General features: G+C 67.4%; 19 protein-coding genes. 18 read left to right on the top strand and 1 reads right to left on the bottom strand.

What is annotated here, in order from left to right; genetic code table 11:
• Positions 1-3: 3 nt before the first annotated feature.
• From infC to AC5Y7V_RS28785, 5 genes are all read left to right on the top strand, one after another.
• The gene (gene infC / locus AC5Y7V_RS28805; RefSeq protein ID WP_499883485.1) at positions 4-612 is read left to right on the top strand and encodes a translation initiation factor IF-3; all 609 of its coding nucleotides are present in this window, start codon (positions 4-6) and stop codon (positions 610-612) included.
• A 64-nt stretch (positions 613-676) separates the two neighbouring features.
• A complete protein-coding gene (gene rpmI / locus AC5Y7V_RS28800; protein WP_067012098.1) occupies positions 677-871 on the top strand; it encodes a 50S ribosomal protein L35 in 195 nt (64 codons plus the stop codon).
• Positions 872-927: 56 nt separating this feature from the next.
• Positions 928-1,323 (top strand): 50S ribosomal protein L20, encoded by a 396-nt coding sequence (rplT, locus tag AC5Y7V_RS28795; RefSeq protein ID WP_067012100.1) that lies wholly within the window; start codon positions 928-930, stop codon positions 1,321-1,323.
• Between the two features lie 9 nt (positions 1,324-1,332).
• Positions 1,333-2,118: a TrmH family RNA methyltransferase gene (locus AC5Y7V_RS28790; RefSeq protein WP_499883444.1), complete on the top strand. Its 786-nt coding sequence runs from the start codon at positions 1,333-1,335 to the stop codon at positions 2,116-2,118.
• 92 nt (positions 2,119-2,210) lie between these two features.
• A complete protein-coding gene (locus tag AC5Y7V_RS28785) occupies positions 2,211-2,978 on the top strand; it encodes a PE family protein (protein ID WP_499883443.1) in 768 nt (255 codons plus the stop codon).
• A 14-nt stretch (positions 2,979-2,992) separates the two neighbouring features.
• On the opposite strand, the gene AC5Y7V_RS28780 is transcribed toward AC5Y7V_RS28785, so the two are convergent.
• Positions 2,993-4,051, bottom strand: coding sequence for an oxygenase MpaB family protein (locus AC5Y7V_RS28780; protein ID WP_499883442.1), 1,059 nt, complete (start codon positions 4,049-4,051; stop codon positions 2,993-2,995).
• Positions 4,052-4,339: 288 nt separating this feature from the next.
• On the opposite strand from AC5Y7V_RS28780, the gene AC5Y7V_RS28775 reads away from it, so the two are divergent.
• From AC5Y7V_RS28775 to AC5Y7V_RS28715, 13 genes are all read left to right on the top strand, one after another.
• The gene (locus tag AC5Y7V_RS28775; RefSeq protein ID WP_499883441.1) at positions 4,340-5,305 is read left to right on the top strand and encodes a PE family protein; all 966 of its coding nucleotides are present in this window, start codon (positions 4,340-4,342) and stop codon (positions 5,303-5,305) included.
• A gap of 34 nt (positions 5,306-5,339) precedes the next feature.
• Complete coding sequence (locus AC5Y7V_RS28770) at positions 5,340-6,194, top strand: PE family protein (RefSeq protein ID WP_499883440.1); 855 nt, start codon at positions 5,340-5,342, stop codon at positions 6,192-6,194.
• A gap of 97 nt (positions 6,195-6,291) precedes the next feature.
• Positions 6,292-7,218 carry an adenylate/guanylate cyclase domain-containing protein gene (locus AC5Y7V_RS28765; protein ID WP_499883439.1) on the top strand — a complete coding sequence of 309 codons (927 nt, stop codon included), beginning with the start codon at positions 6,292-6,294 and terminating at the stop codon, positions 7,216-7,218.
• A gap of 18 nt (positions 7,219-7,236) precedes the next feature.
• Complete coding sequence (locus AC5Y7V_RS28760; RefSeq protein WP_499883484.1) at positions 7,237-8,040, top strand: rhomboid-like protein; 804 nt, start codon at positions 7,237-7,239, stop codon at positions 8,038-8,040.
• A 112-nt stretch (positions 8,041-8,152) separates the two neighbouring features.
• On the top strand, positions 8,153-9,196 hold the full coding sequence (gene pheS / locus AC5Y7V_RS28755; protein ID WP_499883438.1) for a phenylalanine--tRNA ligase subunit alpha: 1,044 nt from the start codon (positions 8,153-8,155) through the stop codon (positions 9,194-9,196).
• Positions 9,196-11,682, top strand: coding sequence for a phenylalanine--tRNA ligase subunit beta (pheT, locus tag AC5Y7V_RS28750; protein WP_499883437.1), 2,487 nt, complete (start codon positions 9,196-9,198; stop codon positions 11,680-11,682). The genes pheS and pheT overlap by 1 nt, the downstream gene beginning before the upstream one ends.
• Positions 11,683-11,823: 141 nt before the next feature.
• On the top strand, positions 11,824-13,215 hold the full coding sequence (locus AC5Y7V_RS28745; protein ID WP_499883436.1) for a PE family protein: 1,392 nt from the start codon (positions 11,824-11,826) through the stop codon (positions 13,213-13,215).
• Between the two features lie 279 nt (positions 13,216-13,494).
• Entirely contained in the window at positions 13,495-15,018 is a 1,524-nt protein-coding gene (locus AC5Y7V_RS28740) for a PE family protein (protein ID WP_499883435.1), read from the top strand.
• A 314-nt stretch (positions 15,019-15,332) separates the two neighbouring features.
• Positions 15,333-16,862, top strand: coding sequence for a PE family protein (locus AC5Y7V_RS28735; protein WP_499883434.1), 1,530 nt, complete (start codon positions 15,333-15,335; stop codon positions 16,860-16,862).
• A 121-nt stretch (positions 16,863-16,983) separates the two neighbouring features.
• The gene (locus AC5Y7V_RS28730) at positions 16,984-18,480 is read left to right on the top strand and encodes a PE family protein (protein WP_499883433.1); all 1,497 of its coding nucleotides are present in this window, start codon (positions 16,984-16,986) and stop codon (positions 18,478-18,480) included.
• A 174-nt stretch (positions 18,481-18,654) separates the two neighbouring features.
• Positions 18,655-19,659, top strand: a complete 1,005-nt coding sequence (locus AC5Y7V_RS28725) for a PE family protein (RefSeq protein ID WP_499883432.1) — start codon at positions 18,655-18,657, stop codon at positions 19,657-19,659.
• Positions 19,660-19,841: 182 nt separating this feature from the next.
• Positions 19,842-21,245 (top strand): PE family protein, encoded by a 1,404-nt coding sequence (locus AC5Y7V_RS28720; RefSeq protein ID WP_499883431.1) that lies wholly within the window; start codon positions 19,842-19,844, stop codon positions 21,243-21,245.
• Positions 21,246-21,815: 570 nt separating this feature from the next.
• The coding region (locus tag AC5Y7V_RS28715) for a PE family protein (protein WP_499883430.1) at positions 21,816-23,113 on the top strand (1,298 nt) is incomplete at its 3' end.

The following is a 23,113-nucleotide window of genomic DNA, read 5'->3' as shown; positions in this document are numbered from 1 at the left end:
CCCATCAGCACTGAGACCCGCGTCAACGAGCGCATCCGCGTACCTGAAGTCCGATTGATCGGCCCAGGGGGAGAGCAGGTAGGCATAGTGCGCATCGAGGACGCACTGCGCGTCGCCGCGGACGCCGATCTCGACCTCGTCGAAGTTGCCCCGAACGCCAGACCTCCGGTCTGCAAGATCATGGATTACGGCAAGTTCAAATACGAGGCGGCGCAAAAGGCGCGCGAATCCCGCCGGAACCAGCAGCAGACCGTTGTCAAAGAACAGAAGCTGCGACCGAAAATCGACGATCACGATTACGAGACCAAGAAGGGCCACGTAATCCGCTTCCTGGAGGCGGGATCGAAGGTCAAGGTCACCATCATGTTTCGCGGACGTGAGCAGTCGAGGCCCGAGCTGGGCTACCGATTGCTGCAACGCCTGGGCGCGGACGTCGCCGACTACGGATTCGTCGAAACGTCCGCCAAGCAGGACGGCCGCAACATGACGATGGTGCTGGCACCGCACCGCGGCGCGAAGACCCGCGCCCGGGCGCGGCACCCGGAAGGACCCGGGGGAGGCGCGGCACCGGACTCCGAGGCGGAGGCCGACGCCAGCCCTTCGCCCAACTGACCTGACACGACCGAGTACCAGCCAGTGCTGACAAGTACTGAAAAGTACTGAAAGTAGAGGAAACATGCCCAAGGCCAAGACCCATAGCGGGTCGTCGAAGCGGTTCCGGCGCACCGGCACCGGGAAGATCCTGCGCCAGAAAGCCAACCGCCGGCACCTGCTGGAGCACAAACCGTCGACCCGTACCCGCCGGCTGGACGGCCGCACCACGGTGTCGGCCAACGACACCAAGCGCGTCAACAAGCTGCTGAACGGCTAATTCGGCCGGCACTAGACCTAGAACCATTTACTGCCAGAACGAGAGTAGGAACATCCATGGCACGCGTGAAGCGGGCGGTCAACGCCCACAAGAAGAGGCGCAGCGTCTTAAAGGCCTCGAAGGGCTATCGCGGCCAGCGGTCCCGGCTCTACCGCAAAGCCAAAGAGCAGCAGCTGCATTCGCTGAACTACGCCTACCGCGACCGTCGTGCGCGTAAGGGTGAGTTCCGCAAGTTGTGGATCTCGCGGATCAACGCGGCCGCACGCGCCAACGACATCACTTACAACCGCCTGATCCAGGGCCTGAAGGCCGCCGGTGTCGAGGTGGACCGCAAGAACCTCGCCGACATCGCGATCACCGATCCGGCGGCGTTCACCGCGCTGGTCGACGTGGCCCGGGCGGCACTGCCCGAGGACGTCAACGCCCCCTCGGACTCGGGAGAGGCCGCCTAACTGCCGGCGATGCCGGAGCCGCTCACCGAACGCTCGGCCCGAGTGGCCGCGGCGGTCAAACTGCACCGACACATTGGGCGCCGCCGGGCGGGACGGTTCCTGGCCGAGGGCCCGAACCTGGTCGGCGCCGCGGCCGCCCGCGGGTTGGTCCGCGACGTATTCGTCACCGAGCTGGCGGCGCAGCGGCACGCGGCGTTGCTTGCCACGCAGCAGTGTCCGGTGCACCTGGTCACCGAGCGGGCCGCAAAGGCGCTCTCGGACACGGTCACCCCGTCGGGGCTGGTGGCGGTCTGCGACATGCCGGCGACCGCGCTCCAGGACGCGTTGGCGGGCTCACCCCGGCTGATCGCGGTTCCCGTCGAGATCAGCGAGCCGGGAAACGCGGGCACGCTGATCCGCATCGCCGACGCGATGGGCGCGGGGGCGGTGGTGCTCGCCGGGCACAGCGTCGACCCGTACAACGGCAAATGCCTGCGCGCCTCGGCCGGCAGCATCTTCTCGATCCCTGTCGTCGCCGCGCCCGACGCCGCCGGCGCTGTCGCCGCGATGCGCGCCGCCGGGTTGCAGGTGCTGGCCACGACGGTGGACGGGGAAACCCGCCTCGACGAGGCGGACCTCGCCGCGCCGACGGCCTGGCTGTTCGGGGCCGAATCCCACGGCTTGTCCGCGGAGCTTGCGGCGGCGGCTGACCACCGCGTGCGCATCCCGATGTCCGGTGGCGCCGAAAGCCTCAACGTGGCCGCCGCGGCGGCGATCTGTCTGTACCAGAGCGCCCGCGCGCTCGACCGCTCTTAATCGTCTCTAGCAAACTGCGCCGGGTAGGGTGCGGCGGTTGGTCGCGAAAGTTTGTCCATACCCGCTCTCAGCCGGGCACCGGCTGTTACGCTGTGCGTCTCGTCACCACTCCGGCGGTCTTCGTCGTCAACGGTTGGACGAAGGGAGGCACGACAATGTCATTGCTGAGCGTCGCGCCCGACATCGTGTCGGAGGCAAGCGGAAACTTGCAGAATTTGGGCTCTGAGCTGCGCGAAGCGAGCGCAGCTGCTGCGAGCCAGACGACCTCGGTCGTCGCCCCGGCCGCCGACGAGGTGTCGGCGGCGATCACGGCGCTGCTTGGTTCGCACGGCCAGGAATTCCAGGCCATCAATGCGCAGGCGGCGGCCTTTCACGACGAGTTCGTGAGCGGTTTGAGTGGTGCCGCGGCGCAGTACGCGAGCGCCGAGCTGACCAACGCCCAGCAAACCTTGGCGAACGCCGTGAACGCGCCGGCGCAGGCTCTGCCGGCCGCTGTGACCCTCCCGGGACTCAACCAGAGTTTTAACGTCGGCCCCTTCAACATCTCGCTGGGCGCGACGGCGCTTTCCTTCGGCACCGGCGGGGCGTTGGGAGTGGCGAGTGGCAGTGTCGCCCTCAATACGCCGTTCGGTGTCGTGCCGTTGCTGTCGGCCACCGGGACCGACGCCTTCGCCCCCAACGGCCAGTTCTTTTTATCGCTGGGTCAGGCCCTTCCGTATTTCTCCTATGGGACATCGGTGACCGGCACGCTGTTGCCCGCGATCTCGATCACCGGGGTGACCGTCGACGTCAGCCATTTGCAGCTGGCGTTCCCGGGGACCTACTTCGGCGGTCTTCTTCCCAACGTGTCCATCCACTAACCGCCGGGCGGTGCTCAGGCCGCCCTGGGACGGCGCCCGCGGGCCGGCCGCAGGCCGGTGAGCGAAAGCGTGCCGTGCACCAACGATCCCGCGCGCTCCATCAGGAACTTGGCGGGGTCCAGCGGGGTGCGGGGAGCGAAACGCGGTCGCGGCGGAAAGTAATGCATCGGCAGCCCGCGCCGGTCGCGCGGGGGCGCCATGAACGCCGGCGCCTCAACCAGCGGCGCGTCGCTGGGTAGCCGGCCTTCGGCGCGGCGATAGGCGGCCAGCGCGCGCGGGTGCAGTCGGATCTCGTCGGGCACGGCCAGGAAGGCCAGCTCGACAAGTTTGCCGAAGACGCGCAGCAGCACCTCGTCGCCCGGCGTCCAGTGCATGCCCGCCTTTTCGCGCACCGCCGGTTCGAACAGTCCCGCCGCGATCCAGCGCTGACCGGCCACCAGCGGCCTGAACAACTGGTCCCAGACCGGCGTCGGCATCAGCACGAACTTGGGCTTGGGAATGCGGATCTTGAAGATGTCCAGCGTCGCCTGGTTGATTTCCAGCTCCTCGCGGCACACCCGATCCCAATACTCCTGGAACTCCTCCCACGATCGGGGCACCGGGCGCATGCTCATCCCGTACATGCGGTACCACTGCACGTGCTCGTCGAACAGCTGCCGCTTCTCCGCTTCGGTCAGGCCCCCGCAGAAGTATTCGGCCACCTTGATGATGAGCATGAAGAACGTGGCGTGCGCCCAATAGAACGTCTCGGGGTTGAGCGCGTGGTAGCGGCGCCCCGCGCCGTCGACGCCCTTGATGGTGCGGTGATAGCTCTTGATTTGCTGGCCGGTCTGGGCCGCGCGGTCGCCGTCGTAGACGACGCCCATGATCGGGTAGACCGAGCGCGCCACTCGCTGCAGCGGCTCGCGCAGCAGGATGGAATGCTCCTCGACGCCCGCGCCCAGTTCCGGATACATGTTCTGGATGGCGCCGATCCAGACGCCCATCATTCCGGTGCGGAGGTCACCGAAGTACTTCCAGGTGAGCGAGTTGGGTCCGAGCGGATCGGCGGATGTCGTTGGTATGGCAGTCATCTCGGCCTCCTGCGCTCACGATAACTTTGACAACGTGCGTTGTCTACGATTTCGCGCCCGCGTGCCATAAGTGCTACCGAACGTGCGCCGAGACGTGATGGTGCGATCGGTGGGAAGGTCTCAGCAAACTTTCCCGGCGAGCGCAAATTGGGCTGGGTCCATTTTTGCCGAATTCGAATTCGAGAAGGACTTTCGGCCCTCCGTCATGAAGCGCATCCGCTGTTACGATCACCCCACCTCGACCGGGTGGTGATTTTGTGACGGGCTATTCGGCGATGAAGGGGTGTCATGTCATTTATTAGTGTCGCGCCGGACGTAATGACATCGGCGAGCGCAAATCTGACGAATATCGGATCCTCACTGCGCGCGGCCCACGCGGCGGCGGTGGCGCAGACGACCGCGATCGCGGCGCCGGGTGCCGACGAGGTCTCGTCGGCGATCACGTCGTTTTTTGGGGAGGCGGGACATGAATTCCAAGCCCTCGGCGCGCAGGCAGCGGCTTTTCACGACAATTTCGTGGGCGCATTAAACGCCGGCGCGGGCCAGTACGTCAGCGCGGAAGCCGTCAATGTTCAGCAAGTGCTGGCGAGCGTGGTGGCTGCCCCTCAGACCTTTTCGGGCGCCCTCGGCCCCATCAACACGCCGTTCGGTGCCATAACGGTCGCGTTTGGCGGGACCGTGCCCGCCACCGGCCAGAACGGCCCTTTCTCGGGGTTCGCGAACGCGACCGGCGGGTTGCTTGGCAGTGCAAACGTCGCGGTGACGGGGAACGTTTTGACCGGACCCTCCGGTGCGCCGGGAACAGAATTCCAAGTCACGGGGGCGACGTTCAGCGCGCCCCAACTGCTTTCGCTGCTCAGCGCCACCGCGGGTCCCGGCGTCTCGGGCAACGCCTCGCTGCTAAATAGTGTCAATACGCTGATCGGCGATTTGCAGACGGGGAACTTGCCGGGAGCCGCTTTGACGCTCCTCAGCACCCCCGGCAACTATTTGGCCGCCGTCACGGTCGGCTCGACCACCGTCAACATTCCGATAGATACCACGGCCTTTGGTGGGCCCGTCGGCACCCTGAGTATTCCGTTCAATGGGGTTTTCGCCTCGCCCCAGCCGATAACGGCATCGTGGCCAACTTTCGACGTTACGGCCGGTGGGACCACATACACCGTTCTCGGCGCTAACAATCTTCCAATTGGGAGCACGAACGGCTTCGTTCCCTACGTTCTCGGCGGAATTGCAGGCCTGATCGGTCTGTAGTCGACCGGTGGCGTTAATCGAAGGGAGACAGACAATGTCGTATCTCAGTCTGACACCCGATGCCGTGACCGCGGCCGCGCAGCAATGGGAGGCCATCGGCACGACGCTCACCGCGGCTAATTCGGCGGCGGCAAGTCCCACGACGGGATTGGCGGCCATGGCGGCCGATGATGTGTCGGCGGCCATCCGGTCGGTGTTCGCCCAATATGGCCAGGTGTTTCAAGCGGCCAGCGCCCAAGCGGCCGCTTTCCACTCCCAGCTGGTGAGCTCTCTGAACGGTGGCGTGGCCGCCTACCTGAACACTGAGATCGCCAACGTCCAGCAGGGTCTGGCCAGCGCGGCGGCGGTGCCGGCGTCGTTCTCATGGGGCTTCGGTCCGCTGTCGGTGGCGCTGGACAGCTCGGGATTGCCGAACGGGTCGCCCCTGACCGGCTCCGTGGCTGCTCCGCCGGGGGTGGCCCTCGGCGTCGATGCGCTGGGCGCACCGCTCAGCGCGGCGAACGCGTTCGGAAACAGCATGGCGGCAGTCGGCAATGCGGCGCGAACCGGCGACCCGCTGGGCGCCCTGATCGGGCTCCTCAACACTCCGGCGAATGTCGGGAACGGCCTGCTTTTCGGACAGGGCACGTTCACCGCGCCGATCGCGCCCCCAACGGGCCTCCCCTTCACATCGGCGCAGATCAACATTCCGTACGGGGGACTCCTGGCACCCGTGCAGCCCGCTTCGCTCACGTTGACGCCGCCGACCGGGGCGCCGACCGTCGTCCCCCTGGCCGGTCCCGAGTTCGGCGGCTTGCTCCCCGCAGTGCAAGCCGTCTTGCACAAGCCCTATTTCGGCCTCGGCCTACTACTGCCGGCCGTGTTCGGGTTGCTGCTGCCGGCCGTCTAATCCCGAGCACGCCGCGACGACGCGTTGGCTGCGACCTCTGACACAGACGCCCCAACTGTCATTGCCCGCTTCTCCCGGCAGCACATAACCTGACCAAGTGGAACTCGCGCCGCGCGATCCGGACCCGGGCGAGGCCTCGGAGACGGACCTGAAGAGCGACCGCGAAGCGGTGGCGACGGCGGCGTCCCCGGCTTCGGAACGGCGGTCGCCGGCGCGTTGGCTGCACTCCACCAATCACAGCCCCGCCGTGGTGTCGTTTCTCCGGCGGGCGCGACGGCTGTTGCCGGGGGACCCCGAGTTCGGCGACCCGCTGTCCACCGCCGGCGAGGGCGGTCCGCGCGCGGCTGCACGGGCCGCCGACCGCCTGCTCGGGGATCGCGACGCGGCCTCGCGCGAGCTCAGCCTCGGTGTGTTGCAGATGTGGCAGGCGCTGACCGAGACGGTTTCCCGACGGCCGGCAAACCCGGAGGTCACGCTGGTTTTCACCGACCTGGTCGGCTTCTCCACCTGGTCGTTGCAAGCCGGCGACGACGCGGCACTCACCCTGTTGCGACGGGTGGCGCGGGCCGTCGAGCCGCCGCTGCTGGACGCGGGCGGGCACATCGTGAAGCGCATGGGCGACGGGCTGATGGCCGTATTCCGCGATCCGACGGTCGCCCTGCGCGCGGTGCTGGCCGCCAACGAGGCGCTGAAATCCGTCGAGGTGGCGGGCTATACACCGCAGATGCGGGTCGGGATCCACACCGGTCGGCCGCAGCGCATCGCCGCGGACTGGCTGGGCGTCGACGTGAACGTCGCCGCTCGAGTTATGGAACGCGCCACCAAAGGTGGAATCATGGTGTCGAGCTCGACGTTGGATCAGATACCGCAAACCGAGCTGGACGCGTTGGGCATCGTCGCCAAGCGTGCGCGCAAGCCCCTATTCGCGGGTAAACCCGCCGGCGTCCCCGCTGACCTGGGGATATATCGCCTCAAGACTCTTAGGGAGTTAACAGCCTTTGATCACACTTCCGAAACAAATTAGTACACATAATGGATGGCAATGATTGGGGGCATCTTGTCCCGGCTTGCCCGGGTCCGGTTCACCGTGGGATACGTGGCGGCGCTGCTTGCCATCAGTTGCGCCCTCCTGGCGCTGGGCCCGCACGCGCATGACGTGCTCGTTCAGCGCGCCAGCACCAACCTGCACAACCTGTCCCACGGTCATGTGGGCACCCTCTTGGGCAGTGCGCTGGTCGTCGACGCCGGACCGCTGTACTTCTGGTTGCCGTTCCTGACCTGCCTGCTCGCGCTCGCGGAGCTGCACCTGCGCACCATCCGGCTGGTGGTGGCGTTCCTGGTCGGCCACATCGGCGCGACGCTGGTGGTGGCCGCGGCCCTGGCCGCCGCGGTCGAGTTCGGCTGGATGCCGATGTCGATCACGCGGGCCAGCGACGTCGGGATGAGCTACGGCGCCCTGGCGGTGCTGGGGGCGATGACGGCCGTCATTCCGGCGCGCTGGCGGGCCCCGTGGGTCGGCTGGTGGGTCGCGGCGGGACTGGCCTCCGCGATCATCGGCGGCGATTTCACCGACGCGGGCCACACCGCCGCCGTCGTGCTGGGTGTGCTGGTGTCCGCCCGGTTCCGGCAGCCGATCCACTGGACACCGACGCGGCTCGTGATGCTGGCGGCATCCTCGGGCTTCGGGTTCCTGATCCTGGCGCACCACTGGGGGACGATGGCGGCCGCCCCGGTGTTCGGGGTGCTGGGCGCGCTGCTGGCCCACAAGGTCTTTCAATTCGTGACCGCTCGCAATGCGCTTGACGACGGTCCGCTGCCCGCCGCGCAACCGGTCGCGGCCGGCTAGTCACTGCCCGGCATGCGCCGAGCGCCGGGCACCGAATCACCTATGATCGGCACTTGCGCTGGGCACATCCCGGCGCGTCCAACAGCCTCGTCAGCAAGGAGAGTGCCGCCGCGTGGGCGATCAACCCGTCGACCTGTCGCCGGAAGCGTTGGCCGAGGCGGTCTCGGCCGCCCGCCGGGCCATCGAGGGCGCCGGCGACCTGGACGCGCTCGCGCGGATCAAGACCGAGCACCTCGGTGATCGCTCGCCGCTGGCGCTGGCGCGTCAGGCGCTGGGCGGTGTTCCGAAGGACGGGCGCGCCGACGCCGGGAAGCGCGTCAACACCGCGCGCGGCGAGGCCCAGCGCAGCTACGACGAACGGCTGGTGGCGCTGCGCGCCGAGCGTGACGCCGCGGTCCTGGTCGCCGAGGGCATCGACGTCACGTTGCCGTCGACCCGACAGCCGCCCGGCGCCCGGCACCCGATCACGATCCTTGCCGAGCACATCGCCGACACCTTCATCTCGATGGGATGGGAGCTGGCGGAGGGGCCCGAGGTCGAAACCGAGCAGTTCAATTTCGATGCCCTGAACTTCCCGGCCGACCACCCCGCCCGCAGCGAACAGGACACCTTCTACATCGCGCCCGAGGATTCCCGCCAGCTGCTGCGCACCCACACCTCGCCGGTGCAGGTCCGCACGCTCCTGGAGCGCGAGCTGCCGGTGTACATCATCTCGATCGGCCGCACCTTCCGCACCGACGAACTGGACGCCACCCACACACCCGTCTTCCACCAGGTCGAGGGCCTGGCCGTCGACCGCGGCCTGTCCATGGCGCACCTGCGCGGGACGCTGGACGCGTTCGCGCGCGCCGAGTTCGGGCCGACCGCCCGCACCCGGATCCGGCCCCACTTCTTTCCGTTCACCGAACCGTCCGCCGAGGTCGACGTGTGGTTCGCCAACAAAAAGGGCGGCGCCGACTGGGTCGAGTGGGGTGGCTGCGGGATGGTGCATCCAAACGTGTTGCGCGCCGCGGGAATTGACCCCGACGTCTACTCCGGCTTCGCGTTCGGGATGGGCCTGGAACGCACGCTGCAATTCCGCAACGGGATCCCGGACATGCGCGACATGGTCGAGGGCGACATCCGATTCTCGCTGCCGTTCGGGGTGGGTGCCTGATGCGCGTTCCCTACAGCTGGCTGCGCGAGGTCGTCACGGCCGGCGCCCCGGGCTGGGATGCGGCGCCCGGCGACATCGAGCAGACGCTCGTGCGCATCGGTCACGAGGTCGAAGAGGTCGTCAGGCTCGGCCCGGTCGACGGCCCGCTCACGGTCGGGCGCGTCACCTCCATCGAAGAGCTCACCGAATTCAAGAAGCCCATCCGTGCCTGCCTTGTGGACGTCGGCGAGGACAATCCGCGCGAGATCGTCTGCGGGGCAACCAACTTCGCGGTCGGCGACCTGGTGGTGGTGGCGTTGCCCGGCACCACGCTGCCCGGCGGCTTTGTCATCACGGCCCGCAAGACCTACGGCCGCAGCTCCGACGGCATGATCTGCTCGGCCGCCGAACTCGGTTTGGGCGCAGACCATTCCGGGATCCTGGTGCTGCCGCCCGAAACTGCCGCACCGGGAGCATCGGGCGCCGACGTGCTCGGTCTCGACGACGTCGTCTTCCACCTGGCGATCACCCCGGACCGTGGCTATGGCATGTCGGTGCGTGGCCTGGCCCGCGAGATCGCCTGCGCCTACGACCTCAACTTCGTCGACCCGGCCGACATCAAGCCGCTGCCGGTCGAGGGGGAGGCGTGGCCGCTCACGGTGGACGCCGAGACGGGCGTGCGCCGGTTCGCACTGCGCCCGGTCACCGGGATCGACCCCGCCGCCGTGTCGCCGTGGTGGCTGCAGCGCCGGCTGCTGTTGGCCGGGATCCGCGCGACGTCCCCCGCGGTCGACGTCACCAACTACGTGATGCTCGAGCTCGGCCACCCCATGCACGCGCACGACCGCAATCGCATCACCGGCGGCCTCGCCGTGCGGTTCGCCCGGCCCGGCGAAACCGTTGTCACACTGGACGACATCGAGCGCCGGCTCGATCCGGCCGACGTCCTCATCGTCGACGACAAGGCGACCGCGGCGATCGGCGGCGTCATGGGCGCGGCCACCACCGAGGTGCGCGACGACTCCACCGAGGTGCTGCTGGAGGCGGCCGTCTGGGACCCCGCCGGGGTGTCGCGAACCCAGCGGCGGCTGCACCTGCCCAGCGAGGCGGCCCGCCGCTACGAGCGCTCCGTCGACCCGGCCATCTCGGTGGCCGCGCTGGACCGGTGTGCCGCCCTGCTTGCCGAGATCGCCGGGGGAGCGGTGTCGCCCACCCTGACCGATTGGCGGGGCGATCCGCCGCGCGACGACTGGTCGCAGCGCCGGATCCGGATCAGCGTCGATCTGCCGGACCGCGTGGCCGGCGTGGCGTACGGCCCGGGCACGACGGCCCGGCGGCTCACCCAAATCGGCGCGGCGGTGGCCGAAAACGACGACATCCTGATCGTGACGCCGCCGAGTTGGCGCCCCGATCTGCTGCAGCCCGCCGACCTGGTCGAGGAGGTCATGCGGCTGGAGGGGCTGGAGCTGATCCCGTCGGTGCTGCCGGCGGCCCCCGCCGGCCGCGGTCTCACCGCGGTGCAGAAGCGGCGCCGCGCGATCGGCAAGTCGCTGGCCCAGTCGGGCTACGTGGAAATTCTGCCGACGCCGTTCCTGCCCGCCGGCGTCTTCGACCTCTGGGGGCTGCCGGCCGACGACCCGCGGCGCATGGCGACGCATGTACTCAACCCGCTGGAAGCCGACCGCCCCGCGCTGGCGACGACGCTGCTGCCCGCGCTGCTGGAAGCGTTAGGGCGCAACGTGTCCCGCGGCCTCGTCGACGCCGCGCTGTTCGCCGTGGCGCAGGTGGTCCAGCCGACCGACGAGACCCGCGGCGTCGAGCTCATCCCGGTACACCGCCGGCCGACCGACACCGAGATCGCGATGCTGGACGCGTCCCTGCCGCACCAGCCGCAGCACGTCGGCGCGGTGCTGACCGGCCTGCGCGAACCGCGCGGGCCCTGGGGTCCCGGCCGCCGGGTGGAAGCCGCCGACGCGTTCGAGGCGGTGCGAATCGTGGCGCGCGCCAGCGGGATTGACGTGCGCCTCCGGGCGGCCCAGCACCTGCCCTGGCACCCGGGCCGGTGCGCCGAGGTGCTCGTGGGCCAGACGTGCGTCGGTTATGCGGGGCAGCTGCATCCCGCCGTGGTCGAGCGCTCCGGGCTGCCCAAAGGCACCTGCGCGATGGAGCTGAACCTCGATGCGATCCCGATCGCCGACGTGCTGCCGGCGCCGCGGGTGTCGCCGTTTCCGGCCGTGTTCCAGGACGTCAGCCTCGTGGTGGCCGCGGACGTCCCGGCCCAGGCCGTGGCGGACGCCGTTCGCGAGGGAGCCGGAGAACTGCTCGAGGATCTGCAGCTGTTCGACGTGTTCACCGGCCCCCAAATCGGCGAGGACCGCAAATCCCTGACGTTCGCCCTGCGCTTCCGGGCTCCGGATCGCACACTGACCGAGGACGACGCGAGCGCGGCCCGCGACGCCGCCGTGCGGCGCGCCGCCGAGGTGGTCGGCGCCGAACTTCGCGCCTGAGCATCACGCGGCGCCCGCGGATCTACGACCCCCACGCGCGGTTTTCTACGACATTTGACCGATGGTCTTCGGCGGTGCCGCCGAAAAGATCTTACTTGCAAGTAAGAAGTGGCCGTCGAGCAAACAGTCGAGGAGATCGGGATGTCGTTCTTGAACGTGGCGCCGGAGCTATTGCACGGAGCCGCACAGGAGCTGGCGGGCGTGGGTTCGTCGCTGGCCGAGGCCGCCGCGACCGCGACGGGTCCCACGACCGGGATCGCCGCCGCCGCCGGTGACGAGGTGTCGGTCGCGGTCGCCGCGATGTTCGGGAGCGCCGGGCGGCAATTTCAGGCGATGAGCGCCCAAGCGCAGGCATTTCACTCGGAGTTCGTCTCGCTGATGAACGCCGGCGCGGGCGCCTACGTGAGCGCCGAGGCAGCCAACGTCGAGCAAGTTCTGCTGGACTTCGGGGCCACCGTCGCCGCCCCGTATCAGGCGTTGGTCGCCAATACCGTGAGCAACCTCGAAAGCCTCGGCGGCGCCGTCGCCGCGCGCCCCGCGCCTCTTCTCAACCAGTTGCTCAGCAACCAACTCGGCTACGGCCAGGCCATCGCGACGGGGTTTCAGAACGCGGTGACCAACCTGCCCGCCGAGCTGGCCAATCTGCCGGTGGCCATCCAGGGGCTCTCGGCGCTAAACCCCGCATCCATCGCGCAGGTGGTCGTCGACCAACAAATCGGCTATGCGCAGTTGGTTGCCACCTCGCTGCAGAACGCCGGCAAGGATTTCCTCGCGGGTTTGACCGCCCTGCCGGCGAACCTGCAAACCGGGCTGCAAACCATCATGGCCGGCGACGTCACCGGCGGACTGCTCCAAGTCGGGGGAGCCTTCCTGGCGCCGGTCTTCACCGACCTCAACGTCACCGTCGATCCCGTCACCGGGCTGCTCGACATCATTCCAGGGGGCGCGTTGGGAGACCTGTTGCCCATCCTCGGCATCCCCGCGCAGATGGCACAGAACTTCACGAATCTCCTTCCCGCCGGGTCCATTCCGGCAACGGTCGCGCAGAACGCGACCAACCTGTTCACCACGCTGACGGATCTTTCCCAAACGCTCGACCTCAACACCGGCAACCTGCACATCGGGCTGCCCGTGGTGCTCGCGCTTGACGCGCTGGGGCCGCCGATCACCACGCTGCAAGCAGTCGGCTCCAGCGCGAGCGCGTTTATCGGCGCGGTGCAGACCGGCGACGGGCTCGGGGCCCTCGCCGCGCTGATCGACGCCCCGGCCGTCATCGCCAACGGCTTCCTCAACGGCCAGGCGGCGCTGCCCCTGCCGGCGCTGCTCGGCGGTCCCGGCGGCATCGAAACGATCACCGCCATCCCCGTCGGCGGGATCCTCACCCCGCTGCGGTTCGCGTCGCTGAGCATCCCCGCGCTGGGGCCGGGATCGCTCACGCTGAGCGGCACAACCTTCGGCGGAATCCTGCCCGGCCTGCTGGTCTTCCTGCCCGAGACCCTCGCGCAAACGATCGGCGCACCGCCGATCGGCTAGCCTGCGGCGACGCCCCTAGCTGCGCCGATGGGCTCGCCGCGTTATAAGCGGTTCGCAAGCCTAACGATTCCTGGGAAGTCCTCATCGTCGTATTGACAAAAGCCGTTGTCTTATTAGACTCACGTCTGTCTTGGTTACCGACGGGTAAGATTACCGCTCGGTAAGCGACAGCTAGAAGAGTCGAGGGGGGCCTCGCGCACATCCTGCGCGGGGCCTTATTCGACTGTGTCCATGTGAGTGACCACTGGTCATCGCCAGTGGCCCGAAGAGAGGGTGGATATGTCATTTGTGATCGCAACGCCGGACCTGGTCGAGAGCGCGGCCACGGATTTGGCGGGTATCCGTTCGTCGCTGGCCGAAGCCGCGGCGACCGCGGCGGCTCCCACGACCGGGATCGCGACCGCGGCGCAGGACGAGGTATCGCTTGCGATCGCATCGATGTTTGGCGACTTCGGCCAGCGCTTCCAGACCGTGAGCGCCCAGGCGCAGGCCTTCCATCAGCAGTTCGTCAACCTGATGAATACCGGCGCGGGTGCTTACGCCAGCGCCGAGGCCGCAAACGCGACACAGGCCGCACTTGGCGGCGGGATCGAGCAGAGCCTCGGCGCCGCCGTCGCCGGGGAGATTCAGGCTGGCGCGCAAGCGATTTCGAACGCGATCGCCAGCTCGCCGATTGGCTTGGGTTCGCTTCCGACTGGAGGGGCATCCGCGCTAATCGGCGGGCTCGGTTCGTTCGGTGCCAGGGTCGCCGAGCCATACCAAGCGCTGGTGTTCAACACCGTCACCAACCTGCAGGCCATCGGGAACACCGTGGTGAGTAACCCGTTCCCATTCCTCCATCAAGTCGTCAATAACCAGATCTTCTATGGGCAGGAGATCGCCTCCGCGATCGCATCCGGCATCCAGAACTTGCCAACCGAGTTGGCCAACCTGCCGGCGGCCATCCAAAGCGGCATTCAGGGCCTGGCGACCTTCAACCCGGGCGCCTTGCTGCAGGAGTTCGTCAACAATCAGATCGGCTACGCCCAGACGATCGGCACGGGCCTGCAAAACGCCGGCACCGACCTCGTGACCGGGTTGGCAGGCTTGCCCGCCAGCTTCCAGGCGGCCGGACAGGCCCTGGCAAGCGGCGACCTGCTCGGCGCGGCGACCGCCCTTGGGCAGGGGGTGGAGAACGTCTTCCTGCCCGGTTTCAACATCGTCGTCGAGGACGGGGGCATTCTCGCGATCGTTCCGATCGGCCCTCTGGGGGATTTGGCGCCCATTTTTGCCATCCCCGGGCAAATGGCCCAGAACCTCACCAACTTGCTACCGGCGGGCTCCATACCGGCGCAGATGGCGCAGCACGCCACCAACCTCGTCAAGGCGTTCACCGATTTCGGAACGACACTCAACGGGTTTACGGGCAGCCTCGATTTCGGGATACCTCTGCAGCTCGTCCTCGACGGGATCGGTTCGCCCATCACGGCATTGAGCGCGCTCAATTCGAGCGCAGTAGCCTTCAGCACCGCCGTGCAAACCGGAGATGGCCTCGGCGCCCTCGCCGCGGTTCTCGATGCACCGGCTGTCGTCGCGAACGGCTTCCTCAACGGCACCACGTATCTGACGTTGCCGCCGGCCAGTTTGTTCGGGTTCACGTCGACTACTGAAATTCCGTTTGGCGGGATCCTTACTCCGCTCAGCATCCCTCACGTCTTTCTCGAGGGACAGCAGCTCATCATTCCCAGTGGCACCGGAATTGGTGGGATCATCCCCGGGCTGCTGAGCTTCCCGGCGCAACTGGCCGCGGACATCGCCATGTAGTCGGTGACCTGTTTGTCGTTGCGGGGAGGGCGCCGGTGCTGCCGGCGCCCTCCCTAGCTGTGCTTTTAGGGCGCTTCGCCCAAAAGACCGCCAACCGTAACGAATGCTGTGAAAACGCAAATTGTCTTTTTCGTTGCGGCGGCCGCCTTATAGGCTCGTGTCTGTCAGGGTTACTGCCGGGTAAGTTTCCGGCCGGTAACCGGCAGCGGAGGACTCGACGAGCCTCCCGCACGCGTGCGGGAGGTTCGTGGGGTCTCGTACTGAATTTCGGGTGACCACCGGTCATCCGACTTGTGCCCGAGGAGAGAGTGGAAATGTCGTTTGTGATCGCAACGCCGGACCTGGTGCAGAGCGCGGCCCAGGATCTCGCCGGTATTCGTTCGTCGCTGGCGGAGGCCGCAGCGTCCGCAGCCGGTCCCACGACCGGGATAGCGACGGCGGCTCAGGACGAGGTATCGGTCGCGATCGCGTCGATGTTCGGCAACTTCGGCCAGGAATTCCAGGCCGTGACCTCCCAGGCGCAGGCCTTCCACGAACAGTTCGTCAACCTGATGAACGCGGGCGCGGGCGCCTACGCCAGCGCCGAGGCCGCGAACGCCGCGCAGACCGTGCTCGGTGGCGAGATTCAGGCTGGCGCGCAAGCGATTTCGAATGCGATCGCCAGCTCGCCCATCGCGCTGGGTTCGCTTCCGACGGGCGGCGCGTCCGCGGCGATCACCGGCCTCAACTCGTTCGGCGCCGCGGTGGCCGCGCCGTATCAGGCTCTGGTCTCGAACACGGTCGCCAACCTGCAGGCCATCGGAGGCACCTTCACCGCCAACCCGTTCCCCTTCCTGCACCAGCTGGCCAACAACCAAATCGGCTACGCGCAAACGATCGGTTCGTCGATCGTGACCGGCATCCAAAATCTGCCCACCGAGCTGGCCAATTTACCTGCGACCATCCAGACCGGCATCCAGGGCCTTTCGACGCTCAACCCCGGTGCGCTGCTGCAGCAGTTGGTCACCAACCAGATCGGCTACGCCCAGACCGTCGTCACGGGCCTGCAGAACGCCGGCGCCGACCTGATCACGGGGCTGAGCGGCTTGCCCGCCAGCTTCCAGGTGGCCGGTCAGGCCCTCGCCGGCGGCGACATCCAGGGCGCGGTGAACGCCGTCGCGCAGGGCCTGGAGAATGTCGTGCTGCCCGGTTTCCAGCCGATCAGCTTTGACATCAGCCAACTGGGATCGCCGACGGCGACGCTGCTGCCGGTCACCCCGCTCGGCCCGCTGGGAGACCTGGCGCCGATCCTCGCCATCCCGGGACAGATGGCGCAGAACGTCGCCAACCTGTTGCCCGCGGGCTCCATCCCCGCGCAGATGGCGCAGAACTTCACCAACGTGGTCGAGACACTCACCAACTTCGGGGCGACCTTCAATCCGGGAGACCTCGGCATCACCTTCGGCCTGCCCTTGCAGTTCCTTTTGGACGCGATCGGCGCGCCGGCCAACGCGTTGAGCGCGCTGAATTCCAGTGCGCTCGCGTTCGTTACGGCGGTGCAGACGGGCGACCCGTTGGGGGCCGCGGCGGCGCTGATCGGTGCTCCGGGGGCGATCGCGAACGGCTTCCTCAATGGCCAGACGTTCATCAGCCTGCCGACGCTGCCGGTCACTGTGACGGTTGCCGGCCAGCCGCTCTTGACCCTGAACTCGGTGGCCGAGGTTCCCCTGGGCGGGCTCCTCACCCCGCTCAGCCCCATTCAGCTCGGCGGGGGTGGGGGCCCGCTGCCGGGCACGCAAATCGGTGGTCTGATCCCGGGCCTGCTGAGCTTCGGGTCGCAACTCGCGGCGGTGATCACGCCCTGACGTTGCTGGCGGAACCGCACTAAAGCGCCCGTTTGACCGCGCGCCGGCCCGGCCTGTGACTAAGATCACATCGTTGTGATGGCCGTCGGGCGGCCGTCGTGTGAAGCGATGGGGGCTGCACATGTCGTTTCTCAGCGCGGCACCCGAGGACGTGCAGGCGGCAGCCCAGAATCTGGCCGGAATTCGCTCCATGCTGGCCGAGTCCAGCGCGTCGGCGGCGTCGCCCACGGCCGGCATCGCGGCGGCCGCCGAGGATCAGGTCTCGGCGCGGGTCGCGGCCTTATTCAGCGCGTTCGGACAGGACTATCAGGTCATCAGCGCCCAGGCGCAGCAGTTCCATGCGCAGTTCGTCAACCTGTTGGGCGCGGGCGCGAATGCCTACCTGGGTACCGAGGCCGCCGCCGCGTCGGGCCTGGTCGCGGCGCGGACGGCCGCGCCCGCTCGGGTGCTGCTGGCGACGGGCGCCGGCGCGGGGCTGGCTTCCGTCGCGGGCCCGTATCAAACGCTGTTCGCCAACACCGCCGCTAATCTGCAAGTCCTCGGTGGCGCCTGGCGGGCGAACCCGGCGCCGTTCCTGCGCCAGTTCCTCGTCAATCAGATCGGCTACGCGCAGACGATCGCGGCGGGTGCCGAATACATCATCCAGAACCTCCCCGCCGTGTTGGCCGGCTTGCCGGCCAACATCAGAGCGTTCGTCCAGGCGCTATTGGCCTTCAATCCGGTCCCGTACGTGCAGCAATTCATCGCCAATCAGCTCGCCTACGCCCAGATCGTCGCGGCGTCGCTGCAGAACGCGGCCCACGACTTCGGCGCCGGGCTGCAGGCCTTCCCGTCGGCGCTCCAATCCGCATTCCAGGCCCTGCAGATGGGCGACGTCACCGGCGCGGTCACGGACGTCGCGCAAGGCTTCCTGAACCTGTTCGTCACCGGTGTCGACGTCACTACCAGCGGCAACATCGCCGTCGCTCCGGGACTCACCGCCACCGTCACCCCGACCGGCGCGTTGGGGGACCTGATACCGATCCTGAGCATTCCGGGAATGATGGCGCAGAATTTCACCAACCTGCTGCCGGCCGGCACCATCCCCGCGCAGATCTCGCAGAACTTCACCAACGTGATCGACACCGTCACCGACACGACGCTCGCGGCGCAGGTCCTCCTCACGATCAGGCTGTTACCGCTACCGCCCGTGGCCAACTTCTCCATCGCCCTCAATGCGGGCCTGCCGACGGCGCTGTTCATTGAGTCGCTGGGGGCGCCGTACAACGGGGCGGGCGCCGTGGGGGCCATCGGCGGAACGTTGGCCGGCCAGTTGCAAACCGGGAACTATGCCGGGGCGATCGGCACCCTCATCGACGCTCCGGCCGTCGTCGCCGATGCCTTTCTCAACGGACAATCGACGCTGCCCATCGGCTTCGACTTGAGCGGCTCGCCCGCCGTTGTGAACCTGCCCATGAATGGAATCCTCGTTCCGGCGACGCCATACACCGCGTCGGTGGGCACGGTGATCGGAACGGTTACCGCGCCGGTCGGGGGCACGCCGATCAGCGGCCTGGCGACCGGCCTGCTGATCTACGCGCCCCAGCAGCTCGCGCTGGCAATCGCCCCCGCCGGGTAGGCGCCGGCCGCGCGCCGACGGGCACCGCGACCGGCGCTTTCGTAGCAGAATGGTGATGTCACAGATGTAACGAAAATATGCAATTTCCCCCACTTACACACTGGCCCCTTTAACCTCATGTTCATCTCGGTCACCATCCGGTGATCCTCCTGATGAGCCGATGGGAGACGGGCGATGTCGTTTGTCATTGCGCAACCGGAGTTGGTCGAAGCCGCGGCCCAGAACCTGGCCGGAATTCGCTCGGCCCTCAGCGAGGCGAGCGCCGCCGCCGCCGGCCCGACCATCGGGTTGCTCCCCGCGGCCCAGGATGAGGTGTCGGACGCGATCGCGGCACTGTTCGACTCCTTCGGCCAGGAATACCAGGCCATCAGTGCGCAAGCTCAGGCCTTTCACGCCCAGTTCGTCAACCTGATGAACGCCGGCGCGGCTGCCTACCTCGGCACCGAGGCGGCCAACGCGGAGCAGACCTTGCTCGGAGCAGGCGCGGGCGCCGCCGCGGCGACCAGCACGACAGCCGGAATCGCCGGGCCCTACGAAAGCCTCGTCGCGAACACGGTTGCCAACATGCAAGGCATCGGCAGCACCTGGGCGACCGTTACGGCGCCCGCGGTGTTCAAGGCGATGACCACGTTCACCAATCCGCAGCTGATCCTCGGGGCGTTGCAGACCGGCAACCCGCTGCCGATCCTGAGCACGGGCGGGCAGTTCGCGCTGGGCTCCGCCAACTTGTTCCGCGACCTGATCGTTCCGGCCTCGGTGTCGGTGACGTCGCTTAATCCGCCGGCGTTCGCCGTCGGCCTCGGGCTGCCGGAGCTGCTGGCTTTCGATGCTTTGGGCGCGCCGGTCAATGCCGGCCTTGCCGCGTCACTAAGTGGCGCAGCGTTTCTCGAGGGCGTAGGCACGGGCAACCCGCTGGCGGCGTTCACCGCTTTCGTCGATGCCCCCGCCAACATCGCGAACGCCTTCCTCAACGGCCAGCAGACGTTACCCGTGCAGCTGGCGCCGGGCCTGACGGCGGACGTTCCCTTCTCCGGCCTTCTCGTTCCCACGCAACCGGTTGTGACGACGGCGTCATTGTTCGGGAACCCGATCATCGTCAGCGGGCCGCCGGTCGGAGGCCTCATTCCAGCGCTGCTGGACTACACGCCCCAACTGCTTGCGTCGGCGTTCGGCGGCTGAGCGCCGCGCCCCTGACGCATCTAGATCGCTTCGCGCAGCGCCGTTTTCGACTGGGGTGGCCACGCGCATCGACCGAAATCGCTATGCCGATTCTGGCCCGAGGGGGAGCTGTCACAGATTAATCTCGTGTTTAACTTCGCGTCAATCGGGTAGTTACCGCCGCGGGATCGAGGAGGTCGGGCATGTCGTTCGTGATCGCGGCGCCGGAGGCTGTTCAGGCTGCGGCCGGGGATCTGGCGGAAATTCGGGCGTCGCTGGCCGACGCCGCGGCGTCGGTTGCGGGTCCGACGACGGAACTGGCGCCCGCCGCGGCCGACGAGATATCAGCCGCCATGTCGGCGATGTTCGGCGACTTCGGCCAGAAGTTTCAGTGGCTCAGCGCCCAGGCACAAGCGTTTCACGCGGAATTCATCAGCTTGATCAACGCAGGCGCGGGCGCCTATGCCAGCACTGAGATCGCCAACGCCGAGCAGATTATGGCGCACTCGATCGGCGAGCCCACGGCCGCCGCCCAGAGTGTGAGCGCCGCCGGCCTTCTCGACGGGATCCTCGGCGGCGGCACCTCCGGCGGCTCGCTTCTCGGCGGCCTGGGTTCACTCGGAGGGGTCTTGGGACCCCTCGGAAACCTAGGCTCACTTGGAAGCAATCTAGGCACCCTCTTGTCCAGTGCCCTTCCGGGGCTGCCCACTTCGCTTACCGGACTTACGAATTCGTTGACCCCCATTGTCAATTCGCTACTTCCAGGGTTGCTCAACGTCCAAGCCGGCGCGGGCCCGTACTTCACCGGCATCGCGGGCCCATACGAAGCGCTGGTCTACAACACGGTGACGAACCTGCAAAGCCTCGCAGGTGGCTGGTTGGCCGACCCCTTCCCGTTCCTGCGGCAGGTCGTGGCCAACCAGATGGGCTATGGGCAGACCATCGCGACAGCATTCCAAACCGGCAACTTCCAACCGGTGACTGCCATCCCCGGTCACATCCTGCAGAACATAGGCAATGTCGTTGGGACGCTTACGAATACCGGAGTCACGTCATCTCTGGTGGTGCAGTCACTCACCGTGCCTACGGACGTGACCCTGGACAACGCGGTCGGGCTGCCGCTGGTGTTCGGCGCCAGCCTACTGGGCCCGCCGGCCGCCACGCTGGAGGCGGCCGGTTACAGCGCTGCGACGTTCGCGGCGGCCGTCCAGGCCGGGGACGCCCCCGCGGCTTTCGCCGCCCTCGTCGATGCGCCCGCGTTCATTGCCAACGGCTTCCTCAACGGCCAGGCGACATTCCCATACGCGCTGAACCTATCGAGCATCACCGGGCCCGCAATTGGGAACATCGCCAACGTCACCGTGGTCGCCAACTTGCCACTGGACGGCATACTTCATGCGCCGGGTTACTACCCGGTGACGGCCACGGTCACCCTGCTCGGCAACACCGTGCTGCCCCCCATCAACGTCAACGTCGGTGTGGGGAGCACGCCCTTCAGCGGCCTCCTGCCCTTCCTGGTCAACTACGCGCCGCAACAGCTCGCCCAGGCGATCGGCGCGCCCTCGTCGCCGCCGCCGCTGATCTCGATAACCCTCCCAACCTTCTAGGCGCGGTAGGTCGCCAGGACGGCGGTCGACGGAAATGCCTTGTCATTACGCTGGTTTCGGTACGCCAATACCAGTTTTACCAACCTCGGTACGGCAGCAGGCTCCCGGTCCGGTTAGTTCGCCTGGCCGGCGTCGAGCTGTTGTCCGCACGGGGGCTCGCAGAAATGCCTTGTCATTCTCATGTTTTCGGTACGCGAATACCAATTTTTGGTAAATTCGTCGGCGAAGGTTTAAAACGTGCCTCCGGCGGATACCTCCTTATTCGGCACATGCCAAATGTGGTCATCCCTGTCCAAATGAGACGGCGAGGAGGCCTGACGGACTGAAAATTGTTCAATAGCAACGGCTTTGTACCTTAAGTATCACGACCCACGCCTGCGGGTACGCCGAGTCTTCTCCTGGCCATTCGCCGTGGGCAACGGGTCGCGCAGAATCTTAAATAGACGCGCCGGACCCTGTTGAAAACAACCGTTTTCCAATGTGCCTCTGTGGCACCCCATTACGCTCGCCTTGCCTCGATAATTCGGGCTCACAAACGTATATGTCGTTCATTCGCGTGGGGAGATGAACATGTCTTTCGTCGTAGCAGTTCCCGATCTCGTCGAGGTGGCAGCCCAAGATCTTGCGGGTATTCGCTCAGCCCTGGATGAGGTCACCCAGGCGATCATCGCCCCGACCACCAGCTTGGCACCCGCGGCGGGCGACGAGGTATCAGCCGCAATCGCAGCGCTATTCGGCAACTTCGGGCAGGAGTACCAAGCACTGAGCGCGCAAGCGGCGGCCTTCCACAACGCGTTCGTCAACACGTTGGGCGGCGGCGCGGCCGCGTATGCGGCAGCCGAGGTTGCCAACAGCGCCGCGGTGCTCTCGGGCGGCGGGAACCTGGCCGCCGAGATCGGTGGCGCGATTTCCGGCTTGGGTGCCGCGATCAGTGGGTCACTGTCGGCCGGCCTGACCAGCAGTCTGGGAGCCGGGCTTGCCGGCACGGTCGAAACGCTCCTCGGCGCCGGGCTCGGCGGAATCGCTTTCCAGACCGGTGGCATGTTCCTGTCCGGTCTCGGTGGCGGGCTGGTCCAGACCGGGAACGCCATCGTTCAGGCCGGGGTCGCCCTTGAAAACAGTGGCGCGGCCCTGTCGGCTATGGCTGGTCCGCTCATCGCTCAGGCCAACGCAGCGCTTCAGGCGCTGCTGAACGCCAACTTCGGTCTTGACCTCAACGCGGCCTTGTCGGCCAGCCTGGGGGGCAGCCTGAATGGCTTGGCAGCCAACCTCGCCGCGGGACTCGGCGGACTGGGTAATTTGGCCGGCAACCTCGGGGCGGGTCTCAACGGGGCGCTGCAGACCGGTGAGACGCTGGCGGCGAACTTCCTCGCGTCGCTGCCGGGTCTGCCGGCGCTGACGATCCCGAACCTGGGTTCGTTGGGTGTGGCGCTGTCGGGGGCGCTAAATGGGTTGGGCGCCAACCTGAGTGCGTCACTGAACGCGGCGCTGTCGGGGGCGTTGGCGTTGCCGCCGATCAACTTGTCGCTGCCGGGGTTGCCGTCCTTCACGTTGCCGCCGTTGCCGGGTCTGCCGGCGATCACGCTGCCCAACCTGGGTGCGGACATCAACGCCGCGCTGAACGCGGTGTTGTCGGGGGCCTTGACGTTGCCGCCGATCAACCTGTCGCTGCCGGGCTTGCCGTCCTTCACGTTGCCGCCGTTGCCGGGTCTGCCGGCGATCACGTTGCCCAACCTGGGTGCCGACATCTCCGCGGCGCTGAATGCGGCGCTGAACTTGACGCTGCCGGGGCTGCCGCCGATCAACTTGTCGCTGCCGGGGTTGCCGTCCTTCACGTTGCCGCCGTTGCCGGGTCTGCCGGCGATCAC

The organism is Mycobacterium sp. NGS34 (assembly GCF_059812845.1).
The sequence above is the reverse complement of the archived record's forward strand: the minus strand, read 5'-3'. Positions and strand labels throughout refer to the sequence as shown.